Genomic DNA, 25,134 nt, shown 5'->3' on the forward strand with positions numbered 1-25,134 from the left:
GTCAATGCCTCCCCAGCAGTTCAGCGGCGGCCAGGGCGCAGCTTCTGCCGGCCGTGGTCGCGGCGCGGCCATGCAGTTCGAACCAGTCTGCAGATAGACCGCAGCCACAGCTGGCGCCTGGATGCAGGGTGGCCAGATCGCTCATGACCACGGCGTGGGCCGGACTCGATGAAATGTAGGGCGAGACGAAACTCAGCAAGCCTTGACGGCCATACGGCAGAACCGTGAAGTCGGACGGATTGCGCACGAAGACCTGCGAATAGACGGGCACATGGAAATGATGATGAGCACATTCAAGGTAAGGCACCGGATGCTCGACCGCGCCGTAACCGTCACGGCAGCGAGAGACCTCAAGGCCCAGTTGTCGGTGCATGCGCTCGTACAGTTGCTGACGGGGAATCTCCTGCGCGGCATGGGTTTTCCAGCCACCCCCGAAGAGTGCCAGCGAGTCCGGTGTCAGTTGCAGTTCGCGAACGCCGGTGGCCCGCATGCGTTCAAGGGTCTGCCAGAGAAAGGCGGGAAAGCCGAGAATCCGTACGGGCAAGCCTTCTTCGGCGAAGGATTGCAGGGCGGCAATGACGCCGAAACTGTCGAACTCGTGGCCGCCGCCGGTACGGCGCAGGGCATAGGCCACTCGATTGACGGGGGCGAACCGACACAGGAACTGGTCAGTAAAGGAGGTTCCCAGGCTGATCGTGCCCTCCGGCTCATAGCTCAAAAGCAAGTAGTTGCACGGGGTTTGCGGGTTGCTCCAGCCATAATGGTGAAAGATGCGTTCGACCATGTACTGGGCGGCGCCCAGGCTGCGTTCGTCGTAACGCATGCGACTTTTCTGACCGCTGGTGCCTGAGGATGTCAGCTCCAACGCGTGGGTACCGGTGGGGCTGAGCAATAGGTGCTGCTTGAAAAAACTGGCGAAAATCGGCGGTAGACGCGACCAGTCGTCGAGGGTGTTCAGATTGTCCACGGTCAGCCCGTTGGCGTTCAGCCAGCGTTCGTAGCCCGGGGTATGCAGGCTGTGGAAACGGCTGATCTCGACCATGGCCTGATCGAACAGCCCGTCCGGCACAGAGTCCGGGCAATAGGGGTGCGTCAACGCGCAGAGCTTGTCGCTGTGGGGGAAATGGAACATCAGAAGTCCTTATCGTTATGGTGAACGGTCGGCCTTGCCGCAGCAGGCAAAAACCGGTTGAGCAGGGGCAGGCACAGCAGGCCGCCGACCGCGGCCCACAGCGCAAAGAAATCGAGGCGAAGGCCGCCGCCGATGGCGGCAATCAACGATCCACCGGCACCCATTACGGCAATCGAAATCATGCCGATCGCGGCCGAGACCAGTCCTTTGCTGTCATCGCTGCAAAACAGCGCCAGCCGATACAGGGCTGCGTTGCTCATGCCCAGCCCTACGGCGTACAGCGCGAGGCCGGCAATCAGTGCGGTGAGGGAGAGACCGGTCATGGCAACGGCCACCAGGGTCAGCAGCCCCAGGCAGTACGGCCACAGTGCCAGGCGAATCAATTGCGGCAATTCACGTGTGGGCAGCAACCGGTCGAGAATCAGATTGCCGAGAATGACGGCTGAAAAGACCGGTATCTGCCACAGGGCATATTCCCGCGTTGTCAGCCCCAGTGACTGGATCAGCAACAGCGGTGCAAGACCGATCCAGGCGATCAGCGGCAGGCTCATCAGGCCAAGTGCAACGCAGGTCCCGAGAAAGTTTTTGTTGCGCGCCAATGCAAGGTATCGAACACCGATCTGGCGAAGGGAAAAGGCCATGGGCGGTTGCTGAGTGCCATCACGACGGACCACGCCGATGGTTTCGGGCATGCAGGCGTACAGTCCGGTCCATGCAAGTACGGCAACCAGGGCCAGGCCGAGAAACAGTTCGCGCCAGCTGAGCCATTCCAACAACAGACTGCCCAGCAGCGGACCGATCAGCGGCGAAAGCAGTGCAACATTGCCGAGCAGCGCCATCAGGCGCACCGCATCGGCTTCGCAGAATACTTCCTGAAGTGCGGGATAGCTGACAGCCACCACAAACCCCAGCCCCATGCCCTGGATAAGCCTTAATGCGTTGAAAACTTCAATACCGGGCGTAAAGACTGTCGCTGCACACGTTGCACCGAACAGTGCGCAACCGGCCAGCAACAACGGGCGTCGACCGAACCGGTCGGCAAGCGGTCCGATCAGCCATTGCAGGCACACTCCACCGATCAGGTAGAGATTGAAAGCGTTGGGGATATGACGGGCATCGGCTTCAAGATCCCGAGTGACGGTGAGCATCGCCGGCATGACCATGTCGCTGGCCATGTAGGTCAGCCATTCGAACAGCATGATGGCGAGGCAGAAACCGAGCGCCTGCCGCGGCGAGAGATTGATGAGAGTTCTTTGCATACGCTTCCACGGGATTCGAGAGAGAGCGCAAAGGGTAGAGGCGGGGTCAGACTGTTCCTACGTCATTGCTGTGACGCTCTATGACGGGGGGTTGCGTGATGTTGCACAAGTCGGGATGCCTACTCGCAAGAGCGAATTGCCTGACAAGATAATGGGGGGAGTCTTAAGAAAAATGCCCACATTCCTGTGGGCATTTCGGCTGACACTAAATCAGTTGTTGCATTTGAATGAATGGACGCTGGCATCCTTCTCGCAACATGACTTAACGATGGTCGTAGTAGCCCGGACCTTGCGGCGCGTAGTGGCGATGGTCGCCATGCCAGCCGCCGTGGGGAAAAATGATGCAGCCGCTCAGGGTGAGCAGTGCAAGGACAGGAATCAGCCAGGTGATTCGACGCAGCATTTCGAAAATCCTCATGGTTAAAGCCGCCTGAAGCCAAAGCTCTTCATCGGCTGTAACATGAGACCCCGTTTGCAGCGGCATATCCCCGTGAAAGGGTATGTGCATGGCATCGACGCCGATACAAACCCGATACATTCCAACGGTTCAGGAACCTGTAATGACCCAGAAGCAACGCTTGAAATATTCGATTCTGATCGCCCTCGCCGTACTGCTGATCATGCTCGGCCTGTCCTGGCTGCAAAACGCCGGCAAGCTCAGCGAGCAAACGTTCCAGTACATCGCCATCGGTGTGGCGGTGGTGGTTGTGGTGATCAACGGCGTGATGCGCCGCAAGGTCAAGCCCTGACGGCATCTGCCGGGCGCTTCAATCGTGGTTGAGCACGGCGGCAGCCTGGGGATGGAGGCTGTAGCTCTTGTCGTCGTTGAACGTGATCACGCCTTCGGCGCACAGGCGCTTGAGTACTTCGCGCACGCTGAGGAAGGACAAGGGAATGTCCAGATCCAGCAACTGGCTGTGAACACCACGCACACCCAGACGACGGTCGTCCTCGGCGGCGACCAGCAGGGTGTCGATGACTTTGAGGCGAATCAGGCTGGTGCGCAGGCCGAAGCTTTTAAGCAGCATACGGATGCGTTCATTGCCGTGACGCTCGACCCGTTGCCCGAATACGTCGGCGTGTGAACCCATGGGCGCTCCTTGTGGGGTCTGGCTACCTTCCGATGGTAGGGGTGGGTTGTACATGCGATTACTCCTTTCAGAGCCTGATCAGGAAAGGTTTTTCGTGCTCTCCCTAAACAAGACGTTTCAGCTCGACAAATCATGAAGCGGAAAATGTAGAAAATTTGTCGTGGTTTTGTCTTTTCCCCGTGATTGCGGCACGAAACAGGTGTGTGACCGACTAAATTTTTTTTCCACGGCTTCGTTTTCTGGACAGGCTCATTGCGTGTGACGCGTGGGTGATTTCAGAGCGAGCCGGGTCCGACGTGTTCACGGTGGCGGGCGGTTCGCTCTTCGGCATTTCGATCAGGAGCGAGCGTGACTATTTCCAGGCAATTCACCGGACTGACCCTTGCCGGCCTGTTTCTCGGGCTGAGTCTGTCGGCGCAGGCGTTCAGCCCTTCCGGCCAGACCGGCGCCGATATCCGCCGCACCGGTTTTGGCGTACCGCACATCCGCGCGGAAAACGAACGTGGTCTCGGGTTCGGCATCGGTTATGCCTATGCGCAGGACAACCTGTGCCTGCTGGCCAACGAAGTCGTGACGGTCAATGGCGAGCGGTCGCGGTACTTCGGGCCGGAGCAACTGACAGTCGAAGAGCGCGAGAACCGCGTCAGCGACGTGTTCTTCCAGTGGCTCAACACGCCGCAGGCAGTGAACGCTTTCTGGCAGGCCCAGCCGGTCGAAGTGCGTGATCTGGTGGAAGGTTATGCCGCCGGCTACAACCGTTATCTGGCCGAACGCCGTCAGCAGGGCTTGCCACAACAGTGCCAGGGTGAATGGGTGCGCGATATCGCCGCCGAGGACCTGGTGAAGCTGACCCGTCGTCTGCTGGTCGAGGGCGGGGTGGGCCAGTTCGCCGAAGCGCTGGCGGGTGCTACTCCGCCGCAGGCCACTGCGAAGATTGAAAACGATGCGCGGGCCTATCAACTGGCGGACACGCGCCTGCAACGCTTCGCACTGGACCGTGGCAGCAACGCCGTGGCGGTCGGCAGCGAGCGTTCGTTCAATGGCCGTGGGATGCTGTTGGCCAACCCGCATTTCCCGTGGGTCGGCGGCATGCGCTTCTATCAGATGCACCTGACCATTCCGGGCAAACTGGATGTGATGGGCGCGGCGCTGCCGGGCCTGCCGGTGATCAACATTGGCTTCAACCAGCACCTGGCCTGGACCCACACCGTCGATTCGTCAAAGCATTTCACCCTGTATCGCCTGCAACTCGATCCGAAGGATCCGACCCGTTACCTGCTCGACGGCCAGTCCTTGCCGATGAACAAGCAGACGGTCACCGTGCAGGTCAAACAGGCGGACGGTCAGGTGGTGCCGGTCTCGCGGGATGTCTACAGTTCGCAGTTCGGCCCGATTGTGCAATGGCCCGGCAAGCTCGATTGGGACAATCAGTTCGCCTATAGCCTTCGCGATGCGAACCTCGACAACGATCGGGTGTTGAAGCAGTGGTACGCCATGAACCGCGCCGGCAATCTCAAGGATCTGCAGGATTCGGTGCACACGATTCAGGGCATCCCGTGGGTCAACACCCTGGCCGTGGATGACAAGGGCCAGACGCTGTACATGAACCTGTCGGTGGTGCCGAACGTCAGCGCCGACAAACTGGCCAGGTGCAGCGACCCGCGCGCCGGTCTGAAAATGATCGTGCTCGACGGTTCCAACAGCACCTGCACCTGGGACATCGACCCGCAAGCCGCACAGAAGGGCATTTACGCTTCCAGTCAGTTGCCACAATTGTTGCGCAAGGACTTCGTCCAGCACTCCAACGATTCGGCCTGGCTGGCCAACCCGGCGCAACCGCTGACCGGCTTCTCGCCGCTGATCAGTCAGGACGGCCAGCCATTGGGCCTGCGCTCGCGCTTTGCGCTGGATCGTCTGGCGACCCTGAGCAAGAAAGGCCCGGTGTCGGTGCAGGATCTGCAACACATGGTGATGGACGATCAGGTATTCCTGGCGACTCAGGTGGTGCCGGACCTGCGAAAGTTCTGTGCTTCGCAGTCTGAGGCCGCGTTGAAATCGGTATGCAGCAGCCTGAAGGCGTGGGATGGTCGGGCGAATCTGGAGTCGGGCGTCGGCCTGGTGCATTTCCAGAACATCATGCAAGCGATGCAGGAATCGCCGCAGGCCTGGCGCGTGGCGTTCGATCCCAAGGATGCTCAGCACACCCCGCGCGGGCTGGCCGTTGAAAAACCGGAAGTGGCCAAGGCACTGCGCGAGGCCATGCTGGCGTCGGCCGAATCGGCGGTAAAAATGGGCCTGAACGCCAGCACCCGCTGGGGGGATGTGCAGGTGGTCAGCAGTGGTGGCCAGCAAACGCCGATTCACGGTGGTCCGGGCACGCTCGGCATCTACAACGCCATCCAGAGCGTGCCCCGTGAAGACGGCAAGCTGGAAGTGGTCAGCGGCACCAGTTACCTGCAAGTCGTGACGTTCGATGACAAGGGACCGCATGCCCAGGGCCTGCTGGCATTCTCGTTATCCAGCGATCCGGCGTCGAAGTATTCCCGGGATCAGACCGAGGCCTTCTCGAAGAAACAGTGGAGTGTGTTGCCGTTCACCGAACAGCAGATCGAGGCCGATCCGCAATATCAGGTGCAGACCGTGCGCGATGACCTGGAAAAAACGGGGAAAGTCGCGGCGCAGTAATCAGCTGTTCAACCTGCGGACAACCGCAAAAGCACAAGGCCGCTCCCTCACGGGAACGGCCTTCAGTTTTTTGGCGGTTGCTGCGGCATCGGGTTGATCACCGGGTTGCCGTCCTTGTTGCGGGTCAGGAAGACCGGCAGGACTTTGGGCAGAGAACTGGCGAAGCTGTTCAGTTCCTTGATGTTGTAAATGCCGCCGACCCGGATCGAACCGGTGGCGTTGTCGGCCAGCATCAGGGGCTTGTCCAGGTAACGGTTGATCTGCGGCAATGCTTCGTTCAGCGGCAGGTTGTCGAGCACCAGTTTGCCGCTGCGCCAGGCCAGTGCGTTGTCGTTGGCATAGGTCTGGCTGATCTGCGGAGTGAAATCGCCATGCCTGTAGCGTGCCTGCATCGAAGGCCCCAGGCGCAGACCATCGCCGGGCAATTGAGTGTTGCTGGTGACCAGCACGGAACCCTCGATCAGGTTGACCTTCACCTGATCCTCATACATCCAGACGTTGAAGCGTGTGCCGGTGACGCGAATCCTGCCTTCGGCGGCCCTGACGACGAACGGGTGGCTCAGGTCGTGGCTGACTTCAAAGAACGCCTCGCCCTTTTTCAGGGTGACGCGACGCTCGTCCCTGTAATTGCTGTAGGTCAGTTCGGTGTTGAGATTCAGCTCGACCTGGCTGCCATCGCCCAGGGTGACATGGCGGACATTGTCGGTGGCCGCGAAATGCTGATAGCTGTCAGGCAGCCAGCCGAGGTTCCATCCGGTCCAGGCCGCCAGCGGCAAAGCCAGTGCGCAGACGCAAGCCGCTACGGCGTACTGGCGCCATGACCGGGTCGCCGTCGGATGAATCGGCAGGGCCGGTGCCGTTGCCGGCCGGGGCAGGTGTTCAGCGACGTCCCAGATTTCCAGCATCGCCTCATACTCGAACGCGTGAAGCGGGTGCGCATCGCGCCATTGCTCGAACGCCATGCGCTCTTCAGCGGTGCAGTCAACGGCGTGCAGGCGCATGCACCAATGCGCGGCGGCATCGGTGATTGCATCGTATTCGGCTTCCGAGAGAGGGTTCTGGGTCATTGACTCATCCTGATTTCGCGCATTCTAACCTTGGGCGGAAGGCGCCGAGAACAGCCGTCATGGCATTTACCCATCAAACGTGGAACTTTTTTTCGCTGCAGCGCCCCAAAAAACAGGACATCCCGCGAACATTAACCATAAATGGAGTGAAAACATGATCAAAAGAACCTTGGCCGCTGTGGTTGCAACCGCCAGTCTTCTGAGCGCAGGCGCGGCACTGGCCGACCGCCCGGGCGCAGGATGGATCACCATCGAAAAGGCCATCGAAACCGTGAAAACCAAGGCCGGATATGTCGAGGTCTACGAAATCGAGGCCGACAACGACGGCTATTGGAAAGGCGAAGGACGCAAGGCCGACGGGATGGTGTACGAATTCCGTATCGACGGCGCCTCCGGCAATGTCCTTCGCGATCAGAAAGACTGACCCCCACGGTTGTGGAGCGATGCGCAGGTGTCGAGCCTGCGCATTTTTTATGCGTGAATCAAACGCTCGGATCGGCTCCAGCTGGCCGACCCTTTCTACCCGGTGCTTTGGGCGACATTGATGTGATCGAGGGCAAATTCGACGAGGTTTCTGGCGGGGCCGGCCAGTGTCAGATTGGGATTGATCTGAATGTGAAGGGTATTGAGCCCGCTGTCTGGAAATCGGCTGTCCATTGCGGGGTTGACAGGCCACCGGCCAGCCGTGGTTAATCCTCTGGCGGGTTGTTCGTTCGCTGTTGTTCCCTCCAATAATTACTCTGGAGCTTCAGATGTCTGCGCCACACGATCATGCGGTCTCGTCCAAGGTGTCCCTGGACGAGCTGACTCAACTGCTGGAAACGATTTTCACCCGTCACGGCACCTCGGCCGAAGTCGCCAGAACCCTGGCCGCCAATTGCGCCAGTGCCGAGCGGGACGGTGCTCACAGTCACGGCGTATTCCGGATTCCCGGTTATGTCTCGACGCTCAACAGCGGCTGGGTCAACGGCAAGGCCGTGCCGAAAGTCGAGGACGTGGCTTCAGGGTTTGTCAGCGTCGACGCCGGCAACGGTTTTGCCCAGCCTGCGCTGGCGGCGGCACGTCCACTGCTGATGGAAAAGGCCCGCAGTGCCGGGATTGCGGTGTTGGCGATCCGCAACTCCCACCACTTTGCCGCGCTGTGGCCGGACGTCGAGCCTTTTGCCGATGAAGGTCTGGTGGCGTTGAGCGTGGTCAACAGCATGACCTGCGTGGTACCCCACGGTGCCGACCGGCCATTGTTCGGCACCAACCCGATCGCCTTCGCCGCACCCCGGGCTGACGGTGCGCCGATCGTGTTCGACCTGGCCACCAGCGCCATCGCCCATGGCGACGTGCAGATCGCAGCGCGCAAAGGCGAGAAACTGCCGGCGGGCATGGGGGTCGACAGCCTCGGCCAGCCGACCTGCGACCCAAAGGCGATTCTGGAAGGCGGTGCATTGCTGCCGTTTGGCGGACACAAAGGCTCGGCGCTGTCGATGATGGTCGAGCTGCTGGCCGCCGCGCTGACCGGTGGAAATTTCTCGTTCGAGTTCGACTGGAAGAACCACCCCGGCGCCAAGACCCCGTGGACCGGTCAGTTGCTGATCGTGATAGATCCAAGCAAGACCGCCGGGCAAAGCTTTGCCGAGCGCAGTCAGGAACTGGTGCGGCAGATGCACGGGGTAGGGCTCAAGCGCTTGCCGGGGGATCGGCGGCATTTGCAGCGGGCCAAGTCACTGGCCAAAGGGATCGAACTGGATCAGCAGACCCTGGCGCAGTTGCGTGAACTGGCCGGCGAATGAGTTTTTGCCGGGCATGAAAAAGGCGAGCCCGAGGGCTCGCCTTTTTTGTTCGCGCTCAGCGGCGACCGAGCAACAATCCGACCACCAGGCCGAACCCGGCGGAAATCGCCACGGTCTGCCACGGGTGCCCGCCGATGTAGCTCTCGGTGGCGTCCACCGCCGGTTTGGTGCGGTCACGCACGCTGGTGACCGAATCCAGCGCCTGCTGCAATTTCTGGGCGATTTGCCCGCGCAGGGTCTCCGCTTCCTCGCCGACCAGGGATGCACTGCTCTTGAGCAGTTTTTCCGACTCTTCGATCAGCGCCTGAAGTTCGCTGAAGGCCTGGTCCTTGATTTGGTCTTCGGCGGCTTGAACGGCGGTTTTCCGGGCCATTGGGTGACTCCTTGCAGGTGAATGGACAGTGAACAATGGAGTGTGGCGCGCCTTGAAAAGTTGCAGCGATTTTCCATCCGGAACAAAAACCAGCGTCAGAGGTTTCCGTCCAGCGTGTAAGATGTCGCCATTTCATGCAGCAGGTAATTCCCGATGAGTTTCAATCTGGCCGACAAATCCCTCGCAGAGCGCGCCGCGCTGGAAGATGAGAAATCCCGACTGTTCGAACTCTGGCAGAACAATCTGGGCAAAGCCAAGGGCGAGGCCGCGCGGTTGTTCGGCGAGCGCTCCAAGCGCAAGGGTAAATGGGCCGAGTTCGTGCGCGCGGAACTGGACGGCATGTCGCCGCCGGAATTCGCCAACATGGTGCGCAGTGAAGTCAATCGTCTGATGGCGGCCAACAAGTAATCACTCGGACCTGAAACTGGCGCCTATCGCTTCGCGCACCGTCAGCACCACCGGATCGATCTGGGTGCTGGTGCGCCAGCCCAGTTCGATCGGGTAACGCGGCAGCGCCAGCGGGCAGGGCAGCAGTGCCAGCCCGCTCAGTGAGGCAATGGCCTGCGCCGCGTGGGTCGGAATGGTCGCCACCGCCTCGCTGCCCTTGAGCAGATGCGGCAACGCGGCGAAATGCGTGGTCGAGGCGCAGACCCGGCGAGTCCGGCCCAGCGCCGCCAGCCCTTCATCGGTGATCCCGATAAAACCGCCAGACGACACCAGCAGGTGCTCGCGGGTGACGAATTCTTCCAGATCGATCTGCTGCTGACCCGGCGCCAGGCTCGCCGGATCCACCAGACACGCGTAACCCCCTTCACCCAACACCTGACGGCTGAGCAGCCGCTCGGCAAATCCGCCGGCGGTGATTGCCAGATCGATGCTGCGTTCCATCAGCGCCCGGGCGACGATCTGGCTGTGGGTCTGGCGGAAGATCAGCCGCAGTTTCGGTGCGCGACGGGCGATTTCCTCGATCAGCCGACGGCCGTAAGCGATCTCGAAGTCATCCGAAAGGCCCACAGTGACCGAACGTCCTTCGTAATGATTGGCGGTCGGGTCGACCATCGCCAGGCTTTGCCGGCATTTGTTCAGGGCATCGCTGACCACCGGTTTCAATTGGTTGGCCTTGAGCGTCGGCGCCAGGCCGCGGCCGGTGCGCACGAACAATTGATCGCCATACACTTCGCGCAACCGGCGCAAGGCCGCGCTGACCGCCGACTGGGTCACGCCCAGGCGCAACGCCGCGCGGCTGGCACTGGACTCTTCATGCAGGGCTTCGAAGACTTTCAGCAGGTTGAGGTCGACGGTTGCGATATTCATTTGGCTCATATCATTCAGCAGTGGATCGATCTTTATTCATGATCCCGTGGCGCCGGAGAATGAGCAACACCTGAACTTAACGGAGTGACCACCATGCCCAAATCAATCGTTGCCGCCCTGCAGATCGGCGCCTTGCCCGGTGGCAAGGCTGAGACCCTGGAGCAGATCCTGAGCTGGGAAACCGCGATCATCGAGTCCGGCGCCGCGCTGGTGGTGATGCCCGAAGCTTTGCTCGGCGGTTACCCGAAAGGCGAGGGGTTCGGCACGCAGCTGGGTTATCGCTTGCCGGAAGGCCGCGAGGCCTACGCCCGTTACTTCGCCAACGCTATCGATGTGCCGGGGGCGGAAACCGAAGCGCTGGCCGGGCTGTCGGCGCGTACCGGGGCCAACCTGGTGATCGGCGTGATCGAGCGGGCCGGCAGCACTTTGCATTGCACCGCGCTGTATTTCGACCCGCAGGCGGGCTTGGTGGCCAAGCACCGCAAACTGATGCCCACCGGCACCGAACGGCTGATCTGGGGCAAGGGCGACGGCTCGACGCTGCCGGTGCTCGACACTCAGGTCGGCAAGCTCGGCGCAGTGATCTGCTGGGAAAACATGATGCCGCTGATGCGCACGGCGATGTACGCCAAGGGCATTGAGGTCTGGTGTGCCCCGACAGTGGACGAGCGCGAGATGTGGCAGGTGAGCATGCGCCACATCGCCCACGAAGGGCGCTGTTTTGTGGTCAGCGCCTGTCAGGTGCAGGCCTCGCCGAATGAGTTGGGCGTGGAAGTTGCCAACTGGCCGGGGGATCGACCGCTGATCGCCGGCGGCAGCGTGATCGTCGGGCCGATGGGCGATGTGCTGGCCGGGCCGTTGCGCGGCGAGGCCGGCTTGCTCACCGCCGAGATCGACACCGCCGAACTGGTGCGCGCCCGCTACGACTACGACGTGGTCGGCCACTATGCGCGCCCGGATGTGTTCGAGTTGAGCGTCGATGAGCGGGCTAAACCGGGCGTGCGTTTCACGGTTTGACGGATTGTCGGCGCCGCCATTCTTCGCGGGTGATTTCCCAGATTTCCCGTGGGAAGCGACCGCCGACAAAGTCGTCCTCATCGGTGCGGATCAAGCGCATGCCACTGCGCTCCGAGAGCTTTCGCGAACCGAGGTTCGGTGCGGCTTTCGGTACGCGCATCAACGGTTGATCGAGGGTTTCGAACCAATACCGGGTCACGGCTTCGCTGGCTTCGGTCATCAGGCCCTGACCCTGCCAGGCCGGGGCGAGCCAGAACCCACGGTGGTTGTCCGGCTCGTCCATCAGGCTGATGTTGCCGATCAATTGCTCTGGCGCCGATCTTAGGCGAATCGTCCAGTGCCACTCTTTGCCGGCCGCAACGGCAGGCAGCGCAATGTCGCACAGGTAGGTGAGGGCGCCGTCGTCCGGGTAAGGCCAGGGCACGAAAACGTTTAGATATCGCACCACTTCCCAGTGGGGAAATTGCTGCTGGATGGCCTCGGCATCCGCGAGTTCAAGCGGACGCAAAATCAGCCGTTCGGTGTACAGCGTGGGCGTGTCTTGCATAAACCACGACTTCCATGTTCTGACAGTGGGCCGTGCAGACTACCGCATCTTTACCAGGTTGCGGCACTGGCCCTCGGCAGACTGAGCTTGCCGGTATCGACAAAGCGCATCGTGCCAAACAGCCCGCCCGCCAGTTTGCCGCGCAGCACATAGGGCAGGTTGTCGAGAGTTTGGGTCTGGCTCAGGCCGAGGGTCTGGCGCAGCACCGAGAACGCGGAAATGCTCACAGGGACGCTGACAATGGTTTCGGAAAACCGTGGAATCGAGCCGCTCTGATCGCTCACACCCGACGCCAGCGAGTGGCCGTTGACCTCCAGATCCAGCGCGATGCCGTTGTAGTCGATGGGCGTTTCGTTGGGGTTCTGCACCCGCAGCTTGATCGCGAAGCGTACTTCCAGATCCTGGCTCGGCAGCGGTTCGAGGCCGACCACGTTGATGTTCACCGGGTCGCGGTTGGGAAACAGCGCGCAGGCGCTGAGGGAGAGCAGAAGCAGGGACAGGATGACGGCTTGGAGGCGGCGCATTGATGCTCTCTCATTGAAAAAGGGCTGAACCGTTGCCGGTATCAGCCCTTTTTGATGGAGCGGACAGGATCAACGGTTCAACTGTGCGACAGCGGCGTTTGTTGCGGGTTCAGCTTTGGCCGGCAGGTCGGGGTTTTCCATGACCTGAAGGATAGAGGCTTCCGGATCGAAGTCATCCTCTTCCAGTTCGATGAATTCTTCCGGCAGGAAGATATTCAGCACGATGGCACACAGCGCGCCGACGGTGATCGGCGACTCGAAAATATTGCGCAGCGCCTGCGGCAGCTCGCGCAGCACTTCCGGCACGGCGGCGATGCCCAGGCCCATGCCGACGGAAATCGCCACGATCAGCATGTTGCGCCGATGCAGGCCGGCCTCGGCGAGGATCTTGATTCCGGCCACCGCCACAGTGCCGAACATCACCAGCTCTGCGCCGCCGAGCACCGGTTTCGGCATCAGTTGCAGCACCGCGCCGATCATCGGGAACAGTCCCAGCAACACCAGCAGACCGGCAATGAAGAACGCCACGTAGCGGCTGGCCACGCCCGTCAGCTGAATCACCCCGTTGTTCTGGGCGAAGGTCACCATCGGCATGCTGTTGAACACCGCCGCCATGGCCGAGTTGAGGCCGTCGGCGAGCAGGCCGGACTTGATCCGGCGGATGTACAGCGGGCCTTTGACCGGCTGCCGCGAGATCATCGAGTTGGCGGTCAGGTCACCGGCCGCTTCCAGCGGCGACACCAGGAAAATCACCGCCACCGGCACGAACGCCACCCAGTCGAAGTTGAAACCGTACTTGAACGGCACCGGCACGCTGACCACCGGCACTTCGGGCAGGTTGGCGAAATCCACGGTGCCCATCAGCCACGCCACCACGTAGCCGAGGGTCAGGCCGATGACGATTGCGCCCAACCGCAGGAACGGCACGTCGACCCGGTTCAACACCACGATGGTGCCCAGCACCAGCGCTGCCAGGAACACGTGACTGGCCGCGCCCAGATCCGCCGCGCCGAAGCCGCCGGCAATGTCGGTCATCGCCACTTTGATCAGCGACAGGCCCATCAGCGTGATGATGGTGCCGGTCACCACCGGGGTGATCAGCATGCGCAACTTGCCGATGAACTGGCTCAGCACCACTTCGATGAACGCGGCAAAGAAGCACACGCCGAAGATCGTCGAGAGGATTTCATCGGTGCCGCCGCCCCGGGCCTTGACCATGAAGCCGGCGCTGAGAATCACGCTGATAAAGGAAAAACTGGTGCCTTGCAGGCACAACAGCCCCGAACCGACCGGGCCGAAGCGCTTGGCCTGAACGAAGGTGCCGAGGCCGGAAACGAACAGCGCCATGCTGATCAGGTACGGAATTTCGCTTTGCAGGCCGAGGGCGCCGCCCATGATCAGGGTCGGGGTGATGATGCCGACAAAGCTGGCCAGCACGTGTTGCAGGGCGGCAAACACCGTTGCGGTGAAGTGCGGACGGTCGTTGAGGCCGTAGATCAGATCGTTGTTGCGCGGGGCTTTTTCAGAGACGGTCATGGTGGTTTGCGTGCCGCAATGCGGGGCCGGGTCGGAAAATGGGTGCGCAGGATGCCGTAAGCGGGAGACGAGGGCAACGCATTAAAACTGCCCAAAAGGTCAGGTTCGACCAAAGGCTGACAGCAGGTCTTCTTCAAAAGCCTTCTGCGCATCGCCGGGCACTTGCGCCCGATGGCGGGCCAGATGGAACGCCACGTCAAAGCTCAACTCGCCTTCGCGCACTGGCCGCAACAGGCCCTTGTCCTGCCATTGGCGGGCGTAATGGTTGGGCAGATAACCGACGTGTTTGCCGGACAGAATGAAGGCAAGGGTGCCTTCGACCTGTTCCGAGCGTGCCGAGCAGACCTTGCCCTGAAATGGCTCGTCACTGCGCAAAAACCGATACGGGTGATCGACCCGGTCGCAGGCCTGCAACGCCGCGTCATCAGGGGCCTCGTCGGTAAACAGCGGATGGCCGGGCGCGCAATACAGATGCTGGGTTTCGCTGAACAGTTCGCGGTAGTCGAACGCGCTCTGTACCTGGGAGAAGTAACCGATGGCCAGGTCCAGCCGCTGTTGCAGCAGCAGGCGCTCCATTTCGCCGGGCATGGCGCTGATCAACTCGATGCGCACCGATTCGTCCCGCTCGCGAAAGCGCCGGATCGCCTCGGCCACCCGTTGCAGCACCGTTTGATCGACCGCTTCCGACAGGCCCAGGCGCACTTCACCAATCAAGCGCCCGGCGACGCCGTTGGATTGATGGCGGAAGGTTTCGATCGAATCGAACAGCGCCCGCGCGGCAATCAACAGTTGCTCGCCCTTGGGCGTCAGGCTGAAACCGCCCTTGCCCCGGTTGCACACCCGATAGCCGAGACGGGTTTCAAGCTTGGCCATTTGCTGGCTGATGCTCGACTGGCTCAGCCCCAGTTCACCCTGGGCTGCGCTGAAACCATTGGATTCGACCACGCCGAGAAACAGCCGCAGAAGCTGAAGATCGACATCGTGGAGCTGACCGAGCATCACATTACTTCTGGATAAAGTCAGGTTAACAAACTTGATATTTTTCGAATGTATCCGACGGCGCATCCTGCCACCACTTCCTTCGGTCAGGTGTTCGTCATGGCTCCCGTCTTCAAGCTGTGTTTGCCCGCGTTGTTGCTTACCGTCTCCATCGCCGCCCAGGCCGAAGAGAAGACGCTCAATCTCTACAGCTGGGCCGATTACGTGGCGCTGGAAACCTTGCAGCGCTTCGAAAAGGAAACCGGCATTCACGTGCGCTACGACACCTTCGATACCTCAGAGGTGCTGGAAACCAAGCTGCTCACCGGTGGTAGCGGTTATGACGTGGTGGTGCCTTCGTCCAGCGTGCTGGCCCGTGGGTTGGCCGCCGGCGCGTTGAAGGAAATCCCTCACGAAGGGCTCAAGGGTTACGCCAATCTCGATCCGGATCTGCTGGAAAAACTGTCAGCGGTCGATCCCGGTAACCGTTACGGCGTGCCTTACACCTGGGGCACGCTCGGTCTGGGCATGAACGTCGAAGCCGTGAAGCAGCGGCTGCCCGACGTGCCGCTCAACAGCCTCGATCTGCTGTTCAAGCCCGAATACGCCAGCAAGCTCAAGGATTGCGGGATCGCGATTCTCGATTCGCCACAGGAAGTGATCGGCCTGGCGCTGCACTATCTCGGGAAAGATCCCTACAGCACCGACAAGAAAGATCTGGCCGCCGCCGAAGCCTTGTTGCAGCAGTTGCAGCCATCGGTGCTGTACGTCGCCACCGGTCGGCAGATCAATGATCTGGCCAACGGCAGCGTCTGCCTGGCGCTGACCTACAACGGTGACGCGAGTATGGCCGCCGATCAGGCGCGCAAGGCCAACAAGCCGTTCGAAGTCGCTTACCGGATTCCCAAGGAAGGCACGCTGGTGTGGCAGGACAACCTCGCCATCCCGAAAGACGCGCCCCACCCCGAAGCCGCAAGGACTTTCATCGAGTTCATGTTGCGCCCCGAATCCGTGGCGGCGCTGACCAATACGCTGTTCTTCGCCACTGCCAACCAGGCCGCCATGCCGCTGGTGGATGAGGCGGTGCGCAGCGATCCGGACATTTTCCCAAAACCCGAAGTGCGCGAGCGGCTGTACGCCGACCACAGCATGAGCCTCAAGGACATGCGCCAGCGCACACGCCTGTGGACCACTTTCCGTAGCCGCCAATAGCCTTTCATAACAACAGGAGCACACCGATGGACGTGCCAGTGCAAAACGATCAGGCCCTGACCCGTGACAGCCTTTACGGCACTGCTGCCGAAAGCACTTACGCCGGGATCACCAGTTTCATGCGCCGACGCTACAGCCGCGACCTGCGCGGCGTGGACGTGGCGGTCAGCGGTGTGCCGTTCGACACCGCCACCAGCAACCGTCCTGGCGCTCGTTTCGGGCCGCGCGGGATTCGCGTAGCGTCCACCGGGATTGCCTGGGAACGGCACTGGCCATGGACGTTCGACCCGTTCGATCATCTGGCGGTGATCGATTACGGCGATTGCGACTTCGATTACGGCTCGCCGCACACCATCCCGGAAAGCATCGAAGCCCACGCCGAGCACATCCTCAGCTCCGGCAGCGCCATGCTCACCTTCGGCGGCGATCATTTCATCAGCTATCCGCTGCTCAAGGCCCATGCGCGCAAGCACGGCACGTTGTCGCTGATCCACTTCGATGCCCACAGCGACACCTGGCCGGACGAGGGCGGCAAACGGGTCGATCACGGCACCATGTTCTGGCACGCAGCGCGGGAAGGGTTGGTGGATCCGGCGCGTTCGGTGCAGATCGGTTTGCGCACCACCAATGACGATCATCAGGGCTTTCAGGTGCTCGATGCGCGGCAGGTGCATCGCCGTGGTTGCGAAGCCATTGTTGACGCGATTCGCGCGCGGGTCGGCGATCACCCGGTGTACCTGACGTTCGACATCGATTGTCTGGATCCGGCCTTTGCGCCGGGCACCGGTACGCCGGTGTGCGGCGGCCTGAGCACAGTGCAGGCGCTGGAGATCCTTGGCGGCCTGCGCGGGATCAATCTGGTGGGCATGGACGTGGTGGAAGTGGCGCCGGCCTATGACCATGCGGATGTGACGTCGCTGGCGGCGGCAACCCTGGCCATGGAGATGCTTTGCCTGTACGCGGCCAGGCATAAAGTCGACGCGTGATCCCCTCCGAGCCTGGTGAAAGCTCCTGACAATTTCTGACACCAGGCTCTGCTAAGCTCCGGCAAATTTTCTGCCCAGAGCCTCACACCGTGTCGCGAACCACTCGACTGTTGACCCTGTTGCAAGTGCTGCGTGGCAAGAAGCGCCCGGTCACCGCAGCAACACTGGCCTCCGAGCTGGAAATCTCCGAACGCACCCTCTATCGCGATATCGCCGAACTGACCGCCCTCGGCGCGCCGATCCATGGCGAGGCGGGCATCGGGTATGTGCTGCGCAGCGGTCTGTTTCTGCCGCCGCTGATGCTCAACGCCGACGAGACCGAAGCCATCGTGCTGGGCCTGCGGTATGTCGATCAGCGCGGCGACGAGGTGCTGAGCAAAGCGGCTGCGGATGCACTGGCGAAAATCGCTGCGGTGCTGGACCCGCAGGCCCAGGAGGCGCTGCGCAATCCGACCGTCATGCCCGGGCCGCCGGGTTACAGTTTTCCGCAAAACGCCGTGCCGTTGAACGTGTTCCGCCACGCCATCCGCGATCAGGCCAAGCTGCACATCGATTACGCCGATGCGCAGCAGGTGCAAAGCCAGCGGTTGATCTGGCCGCTGGCGCTGGGCTTTCTCAACGAGGTGCGGATCATCGTCGCGTGGTGCGAATTGCGCGGCGCCTATCGTACGTTTCGCACCGACCGGATTGCCGCCGCCAGCCTGCAGGGCGAGCGCTATCCGGGGCGCCGCAGCGACCTGTTGCGCACCTGGCAGCGGCTGATGCAACTGGACGAAAACGGCCGTTTCACTCCTGACAGGAATTGACGCAGGGCTGTTCTAGGATGGCGACAGAACCCGAAAAAAGGAGCTGCACTCATGTTTCATCCCACCTCGATACTCGCCCCGGCCATCGTTGAGTACATCAATGCTGCCAATGCTCGCGATACCTCCCGGGTCGGCAGTTTTTTTGCCGAGGATGCCCATGTGTTCGATGAAGGCCATCATCAGGTCGGCCCGCAGGCCATCGCCAATTGGATGCAGGACACCGCCCAGCGCTATCAGCCACGGGTCGAAGTGCTCGGCGTCCAGCAGCGCACCGGCAAAGTACTGGTGCAAGGGCTGATCTCCGGAACGTTTCCCGGCAGCCCGCTGGAGCTGCGTTACACGTTCCGCCTCAACGAACAGGGCAAAATCGCTCGGCTGGATATTTCCCTGTAGCCGTCGTGGCATACTGCCGCGCATGACTTTCGACTCCCCCTTGAGCGCCTGGCAATACGCCGTCGACCACAAGGGCTTCATCCAGGATGAAGCTCAGGAACACGCGGTCTGGGCCTTGCAAAAATGCCATGAAGCCCTGCACGCCGGTGCCCGTTCGGTCACCGGCGTTTACCTGTGGGGCCCGGTCGGGCGCGGCAAGACCTGGCTGATGGATCAGTTTCATCAGAGCCTGCGGGTGCCGGCGCGGCGGCAGCACTTTCACCACTTCATGGGCTGGGTGCACCAGCGTTCCTTTCAGTTGACCGGGATCGCCGATCCATTGCGGGTCCTGGCCCGTGAGCTGGCGGCTGAAGTGCGAGTGCTGTGTTTCGACGAGCTGTTCGTCAATGACATCGGCGACGCGATCATTCTCGGGCGCTTGTTTCAAGTGATGTTCGACGAGGGCGTGGTGGTGGTCTGCACTTCCAACCTGCCGCCGGATCAGCTGTATGCCGACGGCTTCAACCGCGACCGCTTCCTGCCGGCGATCACCGCGATCAAGCAGCACATGCAAGTGGTCGCGGTAAACGGCGCCGAAGATCATCGATTGCATCCCGGCGCCATCGAGCAGCGCTACTGGGTCACTCAGCCGGGGCAGGGTAGCGCGCTAAGCCAGGTGTTCGACGCCTTGGCGGCCGGGCAAACCGTCAGTGGCGAACCGGTGCCGGTCGGTTACCGTGCCCTGAACGTGGTGCAGGCCAGCGATTCGGTGCTGTGGTGCCGTTACGCCGACCTGTGCGAGCAACCGTTCGCCGCCATGGATTTCATCGCGCTGTGCGACACCTACCGGGCTATCCTGTTGAGCGAGGTGCCGAACCTCAGCGCGAAAAAACGCGAAGGGCGGATCGCCCGTGGCACCGAGGATGGCGCGGAGCGGGTGGTGGCCGGCGATCGCGAATTGCCGCAGTTGTCGGTGCACGACGACGGCGTGCGCCGCTTCATCGCGCTGGTCGACGAGTGCTACGACCGCAAGGTGCCGCTGTTCATCGAGGCTGAAGTGCCGATGGACGCGCTGTATACCGAGGGCTATCTGGAATTCCCGTTCCGCCGGACCCTCAGCCGCTTGCAGGAGATGCAGCTGCAACGCTTCGCCGAGACCTGAAACACGGAGGCGCCACATGACTCAGCCCCTGTCCCACCATTTGCTGACCATGGCTTATCAGAATGCCTGGGCCAACCATCGACTGGCCAAGGCCTGGAGCCAGCTCGACGACACGGAGCTGGCGGCGCCACGGGCCAGTTTCTTCCCGAGCATCCGCCTGACCCTCAACCACATCCTCACCTGCGACTGGTTCTACGTCGACGCGCTGGAGCGTGAGTTGCGCGGTGACGAACCGCATCCCGATTGCTACGTGTTCTTCAACGCTGACGAACCCTTCACCGAGTCACAGGCCTTGCGCCGTGAACAGGCCCATGTCGACCGCAGGCTGATCGCCTACTGCGAGCAACTGCGCGATGCCGATCTGGGGCGCATTGTCACCATCGCCCGCGACACGCCACAGCACGACAGCCGTCTGCGGATGATCTCGCACCTGTTCGAACATCAGATCCACCACCGTGGCCAGGTCCACGCGATGCTCAGCGGCACCTCGGTAAAACCGCCGCAACTGGACGAGTTTTTCTGTGCCGGCGAATCCGGTATGCGAGCCGAGGATTTCGCCGAACTGGGCTGGACCGAAGGGCTTATCTGGGGGCACTGATGTCTTGGATTCTGCCGACCCAGGATCAGCAGGCATAAAAAAGGGCGCCCGCAAAGGGCGCCCAACTGTCATCTGCGAGGCCAGAGCCGGGCTAGCGCAGGTCCATCGGTAAAGCGTTCGCTCAAGGGCGATAGGACTCAGTGACCTGGGCGGTCTGGTCGTCCGGGACCTTGAGTTCGTTGGTCTTCGCCTCAGCCTGCTGGCTCTGTGCGGAATGAACCGGGAAGTTTGCCCAGTAATGTCTCATGCGCTCGGCGCCGCCTTCGGCGAATGCGCTGGCGGATGCCAGGGTGAGTAGACCGGCAAGGATTGCAGTCGTGGTTTTCATGGTGCCTCCTACGAAAAATGTCGGAGCCGTTCATCCATGAATCTAAGCCTCGGGGCGCAGTGTCCGTCGAGGGCATTAACAAGAGGTTAACGCTCGTTCAGTGTAGGTTTTACCGTAAGTTTCCAGGGCGTATCGGATGAACGCTGCACGCGCAAATGACGCGTGCAGGTCGCGGGGGAAGGGCGTCAGAGTTTCCAGTCGAGACTTAGCGTGACGGTGCGTGGATCGCCCCAGTACACGCCGTTATAGAAGCCGACGTTGTCGTAATACTTCTTGTCGAACAGGTTGTCGACGTTGAGGGACGCGGACAGGTGTTTGTCGAACTCGTAGCGCGACATCAGTTTCACCACCGTGTAGGCGTCCTGACTGATTCGCGCACGCTCGGTGATGATCCGGCTATTGGCACCGCGCCCGACCGGGCGCTTGGCGTTGCCGTAGACGTCGCTCTGCCAGTTCACCGCGCCGCCCACGGTCAGGGCATTCCAGTTGCCCGGCAGGCGATAGGCCGTGGACAGGCGGAGCAGGTTCAGGGGCTGGTTGGTGTTGGTGCGGTTTTTCTCGCCGTTGACCGAGTGGGTGTAGGTATAGCCGGCGGTCATGTTCCAGCCATCGAGGATTTCGCCCGAGACCTCGGCTTCGAACCCGTTGACCTTGTTGCCCTTGCCGCCGGACTTGTAGAACTGCTCACCGGTGTCCGGATCGGGCAGCACCGACTCATCGACCTCGGCGACGTTGTCCTGCTTGCTCCAGAACACGGCGGTGGACACGTTCAGGCGCTCCTCCAGCAAGCTGCCTTTGAGTCCCACTTCATAGTTGCTGCCAACCACCGGATCGATGTAGTTGCGACTGGCGTCACGCACGGCCTGCGGTTTGAAAATGTCGGTGTAACTGACGTAAACGGTGTACTCCGGTGTCAGGTCGTAGAGCAGGCCGGCGTAGGGCGTCCACATGTCGTTGTGTTGCTGGCTGCTGGCATCGACGCCGGTCAGTTGCAGATTCTGATCGTAGGCGTAGGTCTTGCTCGAGGCCTCCCAACTGCCGTAGCGGCTGCCCAGCACCGCGTGCAGTTCGTCGGTCAGGCTCAGGCGCGTGGCAAGGTAGCCTGCCTTTTGCCGAGTACTGTCCTTGAAGCTCGGCAGGCGGGTGGTGGTGTCGGGGAACTTGTTGATGCCGCCCATGTATTTCCAGTCGCGCACGCTTTCGTAATCGGATGCGCGCGGGCCATCAACGTTGTACGGATCGTTCGAGCGGCGCTCGGCCTCGCCGTAGCCGAACATCAGTTCGTGTTCGCGGCCAAACAGCGAGTAAGGGCCGGACAGATTGAGGTCGTAGGCGCGCATGCTCTGGTCGCCGATCATGTGGCCGATGGTCGCGGTCATGCCGCTGCGGTCAGGCTCCGGGAAGCCGGAGCCGGCGTAGTAGACCTTGCCGTCACCGTCGCTCTTGCGGTGGGTGTAGGCCGCCTTCAAATGCCAGCCGGCCGCCAGTTGCTGATCGAGGGTGGCGAACGCGGTCTTGTCGCGCAATGGCCATGAGCTCCACGAAGTCGCCATATTGGTCGAACGACCGAGACCGGCCTTGCTGCCGTCGGCATTCCAGTACGGCGTGGTGCCCCACGAGGTGCCTTGCACCTGCTTGTCCTGGTAGTCGTAACCGACGGCCAGCACGGTGGAGTCGGTCAGATCCGCTTCGAGGATGCCGTAGCCGACTTCCCGTTGCAGGGCGTACTTGTCTCGGAACGACTGGCTGTCGCGGTAGGCCAGCACACTGCGCCCGCGCAGGCGTCCGTCAAACGCCAGCGGACCGCCCACATCGACGTAGCTGTAGTAGTCGTCATAGCTGCCACCGCTGGCGCCGGCCTGAGCCTGCCATTGTGCGGTGGGGCGTTTGCGCACCATGTTGATGGTGGCAGAGGGGTCGCCTGCGCCGGTCGTCAGGCCGGTGGCACCGCGCACCACTTCGATACGATCGTAGATGATGGTGTCGGCGTCGCTCTTCATGTAGCTGAAGGTATTCAGCATGCCGTCGATCTGGAAATTGTTGATCGAGTAGCCGCGAGACGAATAGTTGACCCGATCCGAATCGTTGTGCTGCACCACGACGCCTGTGGTCTGGCTCATGGCCTCGGACAATGTACCGAGCTTGAAATCATCCATCTGCTGACGGGTGATCACGGACACTGATTGCGGGGTCTCCTTGATCGACAGGTTCAACCGCGTCGCCGTGCTCATCGCGCCAGTGGTGTAGGCGTGGGTGTTTTCGGTGGTACTGCCCAGGCCTTCGGCGGTGACACTGGTGGAGGCCAACTCCAGGGCCGGCGCAGCGGAGGGCGACTGTTTTTCCTGGTCGGTTTCAGCCAGCAGATCCGGGCTCAGTGCAACACTGCACAGACCGAGGGTGAGGGTCATGGAACGGGTGATGGGCGCAAACATCGCAGCCGACTCCTTGTCTTCGAGGGAAAAATTCCGTTTGCTCAAAGACGAAGGCGGGCAGTGCGATTTAGTGTCAAACGAGAAATATTGTTATTTGAAAATGTTTCGCCGATATGAAAAAAGGGCCGTTTCCGGCCCTTTTTGTTACTGCTGCAACACCACTTCCGTGGTCGTGGCCGCGGGTTTTTTCGGCTTCATCAGGCTGAAGTCGATCAGGGCTCGCTGCTCGCGTTCGTAAGGGTTGCCGATCAACAGCGGACGCGGCTTGAAGCTGTCGCTGACCAGGCTCTTGCTGCGATCCAGTTCATCGAAACTCAAACCGGCCAGGTCCGCCCAGGTGTGGATCAGGTGCGAGCTGCTGTAAGGGCGGCTCAGATCCCCGGCGAAACTCCAGTCGTGGTTTTCACGCCACTTCGGCGACGCCCAGGCCATGAACGGAATGGTGTACATCGGCGCCGTCGGCTTGTTTTCGTTGCGGCCCAGCGTGCTGTGGCCCACCGAGTCGAACACGTCTTCACCGTGGTCGGAGAGGTACAGCAAAAAGCCGTTCGGATCGGATTTGGCGTAATCCTTGATCAGGCTCGAGACCACGAAATCGTTGTACAGCACCGCGTTGTCGTAGCTGTTGTAGGTCGGCACCTGATCGTCACGCACACCGGCCGGAACGCCGTTGCGATCCTGGAACTTGTCGAAGCTCGGCGGATAACGGTACTGGTAGCTCATGTGCGTACCGAGCAGGTGCACGACGATCAACTTGCGCGGCGCCGCGTCGGCCAGGGCCTTGTTGAACGGCTCGATCACGTCGCCGTCGTACTGCGCGGCGTTCTGGTTGCGGTTGTTGTTCAGGTACACCTGCTCGTCGGCCTGTTCGGAGAAGGTCGTGAGCATGGTGTTGCGTTTGGTCATGGTCTGCTGGTTGGTGATCCAGAAGGTCTTGTAGCCGGCCTGTTTCATCATGCTGACCAGCGACGGCGTGGACAGGTACAGGTCCGGGTTTTCTTCGTCGGCGAAGGTCAGCACCTGTTGCAGCGCCTCGATGGTGTAAGGGCGCGGGGTGATGACGTTGTCGAAAACCGTCAGCTGATCCTTGAGCTTGTCCAGTTCCGGCGTGGTTTTGCGCGGGTAACCGTAGAGGCTCATGCGCTGGCGGTTGGTGGATTCGCCGATCACCAGCACCAGGGTCGCCGGCTGATTGGCGGCCGAGTCCTTGAGGTTTTTCAGCGGCGGGATCTTGCTCGCGCTGTGCAGCATGCCCTGCATGTCGGCCAGGGTTTCCTGATAGCGGTGATAAGCCACGGCCATCTGCCACGGCACGGCCGGCTCGATACGGGTTTCGAATTTCTCGAAGCCTTGCTCGAAGCTGCCGGTGCGCATTGTCTGCTTGACCAGCGGATAACCGATCACGGCCACCAGAATCGCCATGGCGGCGACGAATGCCCGGCCACGGGGCAGGTATACCGGACGCAGTCGGGTCCACAGGAAATAGGCGAACGCGGTGTGCGCGAGGAACGCCGGGACCATCCACCAGGCGAAGTACTGGGTCATGTACTCGCCAGCTTCGGACACGTTCGACTCGAACATGATGAAGATCACGCTCTGGGAGAATTCCTGTTGGTAGATGAAGAAGTAACCCAGGCTGGCCATCGAGCAGGCCCACAGCACCACGCCGACCACCGCGGCGAGCAGACGGGTGCGTTTGGGGAACAGCAGCATCGGCGCGAGCCACACGGCGCTCATCACGAAGGCCTGGCGGAACCCGGTGAACCCAGAGGTGCCCGTCAACTGGATCAGCAGTTGGGTGATACCGGAGAAGTACCAGAAGAACACGAACAGCCAGATAAAACCGGCCCAGTCGAAACCTGTCGCAGTCGTATTGCTGCGTTTGAACACCGCCATTCAGCACTCCAGCTCAGTCGTTACATCCACCACCG

26 protein-coding genes are annotated in these 25,134 nt (G+C 61.4%); 12 read left to right on the forward strand and 14 right to left on the reverse strand.

What is annotated here, in order from left to right; translation table 11 throughout:
- Position 1: 1 nt before the first annotated feature.
- The 3 genes from CAG25_RS14880 to CAG25_RS28660 form a co-directional block, all read right to left on the reverse strand.
- Positions 2 to 1,132 (reverse strand): acyl-protein synthase, encoded by a 1,131-nt coding sequence (locus CAG25_RS14880; RefSeq protein ID WP_085611700.1) that lies wholly within the window; start codon positions 1,130 to 1,132, stop codon positions 2 to 4.
- Positions 1,132 to 2,391, reverse strand: coding sequence for an MFS transporter (locus CAG25_RS14885; RefSeq protein WP_085611699.1), 1,260 nt, complete (start codon positions 2,389 to 2,391; stop codon positions 1,132 to 1,134). Before CAG25_RS14885 ends, CAG25_RS14880 begins: the two co-directional genes overlap by 1 nt.
- 262 nt (positions 2,392 to 2,653) lie before the next feature.
- Complete coding sequence (locus tag CAG25_RS28660; protein ID WP_178076145.1) at positions 2,654 to 2,794, reverse strand: hypothetical protein; 141 nt, start codon at positions 2,792 to 2,794, stop codon at positions 2,654 to 2,656.
- 157 nt (positions 2,795 to 2,951) lie between these two features.
- On the opposite strand from CAG25_RS28660, the gene CAG25_RS14890 reads away from it, so the two are divergent.
- A complete protein-coding gene (locus CAG25_RS14890; protein WP_039768149.1) occupies positions 2,952 to 3,140 on the forward strand; it encodes a hypothetical protein in 189 nt (62 codons plus the stop codon).
- 18 nt (positions 3,141 to 3,158) lie between these two features.
- Here CAG25_RS14890 and CAG25_RS14895 read toward each other — a convergent pair whose 3' ends face one another.
- Complete coding sequence (locus CAG25_RS14895; RefSeq protein ID WP_085611698.1) at positions 3,159 to 3,536, reverse strand: fe2+ zn2+ uptake regulation protein; 378 nt, start codon at positions 3,534 to 3,536, stop codon at positions 3,159 to 3,161.
- A 294-nt stretch (positions 3,537 to 3,830) separates the two neighbouring features.
- Between CAG25_RS14895 and CAG25_RS14900 the strand changes: the two genes are divergently transcribed.
- Positions 3,831 to 6,167 carry an acylase gene (locus CAG25_RS14900; RefSeq protein WP_085611697.1) on the forward strand — a complete coding sequence of 779 codons (2,337 nt, stop codon included), beginning with the start codon at positions 3,831 to 3,833 and terminating at the stop codon, positions 6,165 to 6,167.
- A gap of 62 nt (positions 6,168 to 6,229) precedes the next feature.
- Here CAG25_RS14900 and CAG25_RS14905 read toward each other — a convergent pair whose 3' ends face one another.
- Positions 6,230 to 7,234 (reverse strand): FecR family protein, encoded by a 1,005-nt coding sequence (locus CAG25_RS14905; protein ID WP_085611696.1) that lies wholly within the window; start codon positions 7,232 to 7,234, stop codon positions 6,230 to 6,232.
- A gap of 154 nt (positions 7,235 to 7,388) precedes the next feature.
- Here CAG25_RS14905 and CAG25_RS14910 point away from each other — a divergent pair, with 154 nt between their 5' ends.
- Entirely contained in the window at positions 7,389 to 7,658 is a 270-nt protein-coding gene (locus tag CAG25_RS14910; RefSeq protein WP_085611695.1) for a PepSY domain-containing protein, read from the forward strand.
- Between the two features lie 328 nt (positions 7,659 to 7,986).
- Positions 7,987 to 9,018 carry an Ldh family oxidoreductase gene (locus tag CAG25_RS14915; protein WP_085611694.1) on the forward strand — a complete coding sequence of 344 codons (1,032 nt, stop codon included), beginning with the start codon at positions 7,987 to 7,989 and terminating at the stop codon, positions 9,016 to 9,018.
- Positions 9,019 to 9,073: 55 nt separating this feature from the next.
- Here the strand turns inward: CAG25_RS14915 and CAG25_RS14920 are convergent, their stop codons facing one another.
- Positions 9,074 to 9,391 carry a YqjD family protein gene (locus CAG25_RS14920; RefSeq protein ID WP_007957537.1) on the reverse strand — a complete coding sequence of 106 codons (318 nt, stop codon included), beginning with the start codon at positions 9,389 to 9,391 and terminating at the stop codon, positions 9,074 to 9,076.
- Between the two features lie 153 nt (positions 9,392 to 9,544).
- Here CAG25_RS14920 and CAG25_RS14925 point away from each other — a divergent pair, with 153 nt between their 5' ends.
- Positions 9,545 to 9,799 (forward strand): hypothetical protein, encoded by a 255-nt coding sequence (locus tag CAG25_RS14925; RefSeq protein WP_007957535.1) that lies wholly within the window; start codon positions 9,545 to 9,547, stop codon positions 9,797 to 9,799.
- On the opposite strand, the gene CAG25_RS14930 is transcribed toward CAG25_RS14925, so the two are convergent.
- Positions 9,800 to 10,714, reverse strand: a complete 915-nt coding sequence (locus CAG25_RS14930) for a LysR family transcriptional regulator (RefSeq protein ID WP_085611693.1) — start codon at positions 10,712 to 10,714, stop codon at positions 9,800 to 9,802.
- 84 nt (positions 10,715 to 10,798) lie between these two features.
- Here CAG25_RS14930 and CAG25_RS14935 point away from each other — a divergent pair, with 84 nt between their 5' ends.
- A complete protein-coding gene (locus CAG25_RS14935; RefSeq protein ID WP_085611692.1) occupies positions 10,799 to 11,722 on the forward strand; it encodes a carbon-nitrogen hydrolase family protein in 924 nt (307 codons plus the stop codon).
- On the opposite strand, the gene CAG25_RS14940 is transcribed toward CAG25_RS14935, so the two are convergent.
- The 4 genes from CAG25_RS14940 to CAG25_RS14955 all read right to left on the reverse strand — a co-directional run bounded on the left by CAG25_RS14940 (position 11,712) and on the right by CAG25_RS14955 (position 15,328).
- Positions 11,712 to 12,269 carry a GNAT family N-acetyltransferase gene (locus CAG25_RS14940; RefSeq protein ID WP_085611691.1) on the reverse strand — a complete coding sequence of 186 codons (558 nt, stop codon included), beginning with the start codon at positions 12,267 to 12,269 and terminating at the stop codon, positions 11,712 to 11,714. The genes CAG25_RS14935 and CAG25_RS14940 overlap by 11 nt on opposite strands.
- A gap of 50 nt (positions 12,270 to 12,319) precedes the next feature.
- On the reverse strand, positions 12,320 to 12,793 hold the full coding sequence (locus tag CAG25_RS14945) for an LEA type 2 family protein (RefSeq protein ID WP_007957522.1): 474 nt from the start codon (positions 12,791 to 12,793) through the stop codon (positions 12,320 to 12,322).
- Between the two features lie 69 nt (positions 12,794 to 12,862).
- On the reverse strand, positions 12,863 to 14,329 hold the full coding sequence (locus CAG25_RS14950; protein ID WP_085611690.1) for a nucleobase:cation symporter-2 family protein: 1,467 nt from the start codon (positions 14,327 to 14,329) through the stop codon (positions 12,863 to 12,865).
- A gap of 99 nt (positions 14,330 to 14,428) precedes the next feature.
- The gene (locus CAG25_RS14955; protein WP_085611689.1) at positions 14,429 to 15,328 is read right to left on the reverse strand and encodes a LysR family transcriptional regulator; all 900 of its coding nucleotides are present in this window, start codon (positions 15,326 to 15,328) and stop codon (positions 14,429 to 14,431) included.
- 99 nt (positions 15,329 to 15,427) lie between these two features.
- Between CAG25_RS14955 and CAG25_RS14960 the strand changes: the two genes are divergently transcribed.
- From CAG25_RS14960 to CAG25_RS14985, 6 genes are all read left to right on the forward strand, one after another.
- A complete protein-coding gene (locus CAG25_RS14960; protein WP_085611930.1) occupies positions 15,428 to 16,519 on the forward strand; it encodes a polyamine ABC transporter substrate-binding protein in 1,092 nt (363 codons plus the stop codon).
- A gap of 26 nt (positions 16,520 to 16,545) precedes the next feature.
- On the forward strand, positions 16,546 to 17,505 hold the full coding sequence (gene speB, locus CAG25_RS14965) for an agmatinase (protein ID WP_085611688.1): 960 nt from the start codon (positions 16,546 to 16,548) through the stop codon (positions 17,503 to 17,505).
- A gap of 89 nt (positions 17,506 to 17,594) precedes the next feature.
- The gene (locus CAG25_RS14970) at positions 17,595 to 18,311 is read left to right on the forward strand and encodes a YafY family protein (RefSeq protein WP_085611687.1); all 717 of its coding nucleotides are present in this window, start codon (positions 17,595 to 17,597) and stop codon (positions 18,309 to 18,311) included.
- A gap of 51 nt (positions 18,312 to 18,362) precedes the next feature.
- Complete coding sequence (locus CAG25_RS14975; RefSeq protein WP_007957516.1) at positions 18,363 to 18,704, forward strand: nuclear transport factor 2 family protein; 342 nt, start codon at positions 18,363 to 18,365, stop codon at positions 18,702 to 18,704.
- Positions 18,705 to 18,726: 22 nt separating this feature from the next.
- A complete protein-coding gene (gene zapE / locus CAG25_RS14980) occupies positions 18,727 to 19,845 on the forward strand; it encodes a cell division protein ZapE (protein ID WP_085611686.1) in 1,119 nt (372 codons plus the stop codon).
- Positions 19,846 to 19,861: 16 nt separating this feature from the next.
- Entirely contained in the window at positions 19,862 to 20,443 is a 582-nt protein-coding gene (locus CAG25_RS14985; RefSeq protein ID WP_064596359.1) for a DinB family protein, read from the forward strand.
- Positions 20,444 to 20,564: 121 nt separating this feature from the next.
- Here CAG25_RS14985 and CAG25_RS14990 read toward each other — a convergent pair whose 3' ends face one another.
- The 3 genes from CAG25_RS14990 to CAG25_RS15000 form a co-directional block, all read right to left on the reverse strand.
- Positions 20,565 to 20,771 (reverse strand): hypothetical protein, encoded by a 207-nt coding sequence (locus CAG25_RS14990; protein WP_085603949.1) that lies wholly within the window; start codon positions 20,769 to 20,771, stop codon positions 20,565 to 20,567.
- 185 nt (positions 20,772 to 20,956) lie between these two features.
- Positions 20,957 to 23,203: a TonB-dependent siderophore receptor gene (locus tag CAG25_RS14995; RefSeq protein WP_085611685.1), complete on the reverse strand. Its 2,247-nt coding sequence runs from the start codon at positions 23,201 to 23,203 to the stop codon at positions 20,957 to 20,959.
- A gap of 144 nt (positions 23,204 to 23,347) precedes the next feature.
- On the reverse strand, positions 23,348 to 25,099 hold the full coding sequence (locus tag CAG25_RS15000; protein WP_085611684.1) for a phosphoethanolamine transferase CptA: 1,752 nt from the start codon (positions 25,097 to 25,099) through the stop codon (positions 23,348 to 23,350).
- Positions 25,100 to 25,134: the final 35 nt, after the last annotated feature.

This window comes from Pseudomonas sp. B16(2017) (assembly GCF_002113205.1).
GTDB lineage: Bacteria > Pseudomonadota > Gammaproteobacteria > Pseudomonadales > Pseudomonadaceae > Aquipseudomonas > Aquipseudomonas pharyngis.

Coding starts and splice junctions, on each gene's coding strand:
- CAG25_RS14880 (WP_085611700.1), bottom strand. CDS start 1,132: ATGTTCCATTTCCCCCACAGCGACAAGCTCTGCGCGTTGACGCACCCC.
- CAG25_RS14885 (WP_085611699.1), bottom strand. CDS start 2,391: ATGCAAAGAACTCTCATCAATCTCTCGCCGCGGCAGGCGCTCGGTTTC.
- CAG25_RS28660 (WP_178076145.1), bottom strand. CDS start 2,794: ATGCTGCGTCGAATCACCTGGCTGATTCCTGTCCTTGCACTGCTCACC.
- CAG25_RS14890 (WP_039768149.1), top strand. CDS start 2,952: ATGACCCAGAAGCAACGCTTGAAATATTCGATTCTGATCGCCCTCGCC.
- CAG25_RS14895 (WP_085611698.1), bottom strand. CDS start 3,536: ATGTACAACCCACCCCTACCATCGGAAGGTAGCCAGACCCCACAAGGA.
- CAG25_RS14905 (WP_085611696.1), bottom strand. CDS start 7,234: ATGACCCAGAACCCTCTCTCGGAAGCCGAATACGATGCAATCACCGAT.
- CAG25_RS14910 (WP_085611695.1), top strand. CDS start 7,389: ATGATCAAAAGAACCTTGGCCGCTGTGGTTGCAACCGCCAGTCTTCTG.
- CAG25_RS14915 (WP_085611694.1), top strand. CDS start 7,987: ATGTCTGCGCCACACGATCATGCGGTCTCGTCCAAGGTGTCCCTGGAC.
- CAG25_RS14920 (WP_007957537.1), bottom strand. CDS start 9,391: ATGGCCCGGAAAACCGCCGTTCAAGCCGCCGAAGACCAAATCAAGGAC.
- CAG25_RS14925 (WP_007957535.1), top strand. CDS start 9,545: ATGAGTTTCAATCTGGCCGACAAATCCCTCGCAGAGCGCGCCGCGCTG.
- CAG25_RS14930 (WP_085611693.1), bottom strand. CDS start 10,714: ATGAGCCAAATGAATATCGCAACCGTCGACCTCAACCTGCTGAAAGTC.
- CAG25_RS14935 (WP_085611692.1), top strand. CDS start 10,799: ATGCCCAAATCAATCGTTGCCGCCCTGCAGATCGGCGCCTTGCCCGGT.
- CAG25_RS14940 (WP_085611691.1), bottom strand. CDS start 12,269: ATGCAAGACACGCCCACGCTGTACACCGAACGGCTGATTTTGCGTCCG.
- CAG25_RS14945 (WP_007957522.1), bottom strand. CDS start 12,793: ATGCGCCGCCTCCAAGCCGTCATCCTGTCCCTGCTTCTGCTCTCCCTC.
- CAG25_RS14950 (WP_085611690.1), bottom strand. CDS start 14,329: ATGACCGTCTCTGAAAAAGCCCCGCGCAACAACGATCTGATCTACGGC.
- CAG25_RS14955 (WP_085611689.1), bottom strand. CDS start 15,328: ATGCTCGGTCAGCTCCACGATGTCGATCTTCAGCTTCTGCGGCTGTTT.
- CAG25_RS14960 (WP_085611930.1), top strand. CDS start 15,428: ATGGCTCCCGTCTTCAAGCTGTGTTTGCCCGCGTTGTTGCTTACCGTC.
- speB (WP_085611688.1), top strand. CDS start 16,546: ATGGACGTGCCAGTGCAAAACGATCAGGCCCTGACCCGTGACAGCCTT.
- CAG25_RS14975 (WP_007957516.1), top strand. CDS start 18,363: ATGTTTCATCCCACCTCGATACTCGCCCCGGCCATCGTTGAGTACATC.
- zapE (WP_085611686.1), top strand. CDS start 18,727: ATGACTTTCGACTCCCCCTTGAGCGCCTGGCAATACGCCGTCGACCAC.
- CAG25_RS14985 (WP_064596359.1), top strand. CDS start 19,862: ATGACTCAGCCCCTGTCCCACCATTTGCTGACCATGGCTTATCAGAAT.
- CAG25_RS14990 (WP_085603949.1), bottom strand. CDS start 20,771: ATGAAAACCACGACTGCAATCCTTGCCGGTCTACTCACCCTGGCATCC.
- CAG25_RS14995 (WP_085611685.1), bottom strand. CDS start 23,203: ATGTTTGCGCCCATCACCCGTTCCATGACCCTCACCCTCGGTCTGTGC.
- CAG25_RS15000 (WP_085611684.1), bottom strand. CDS start 25,099: ATGGCGGTGTTCAAACGCAGCAATACGACTGCGACAGGTTTCGACTGG.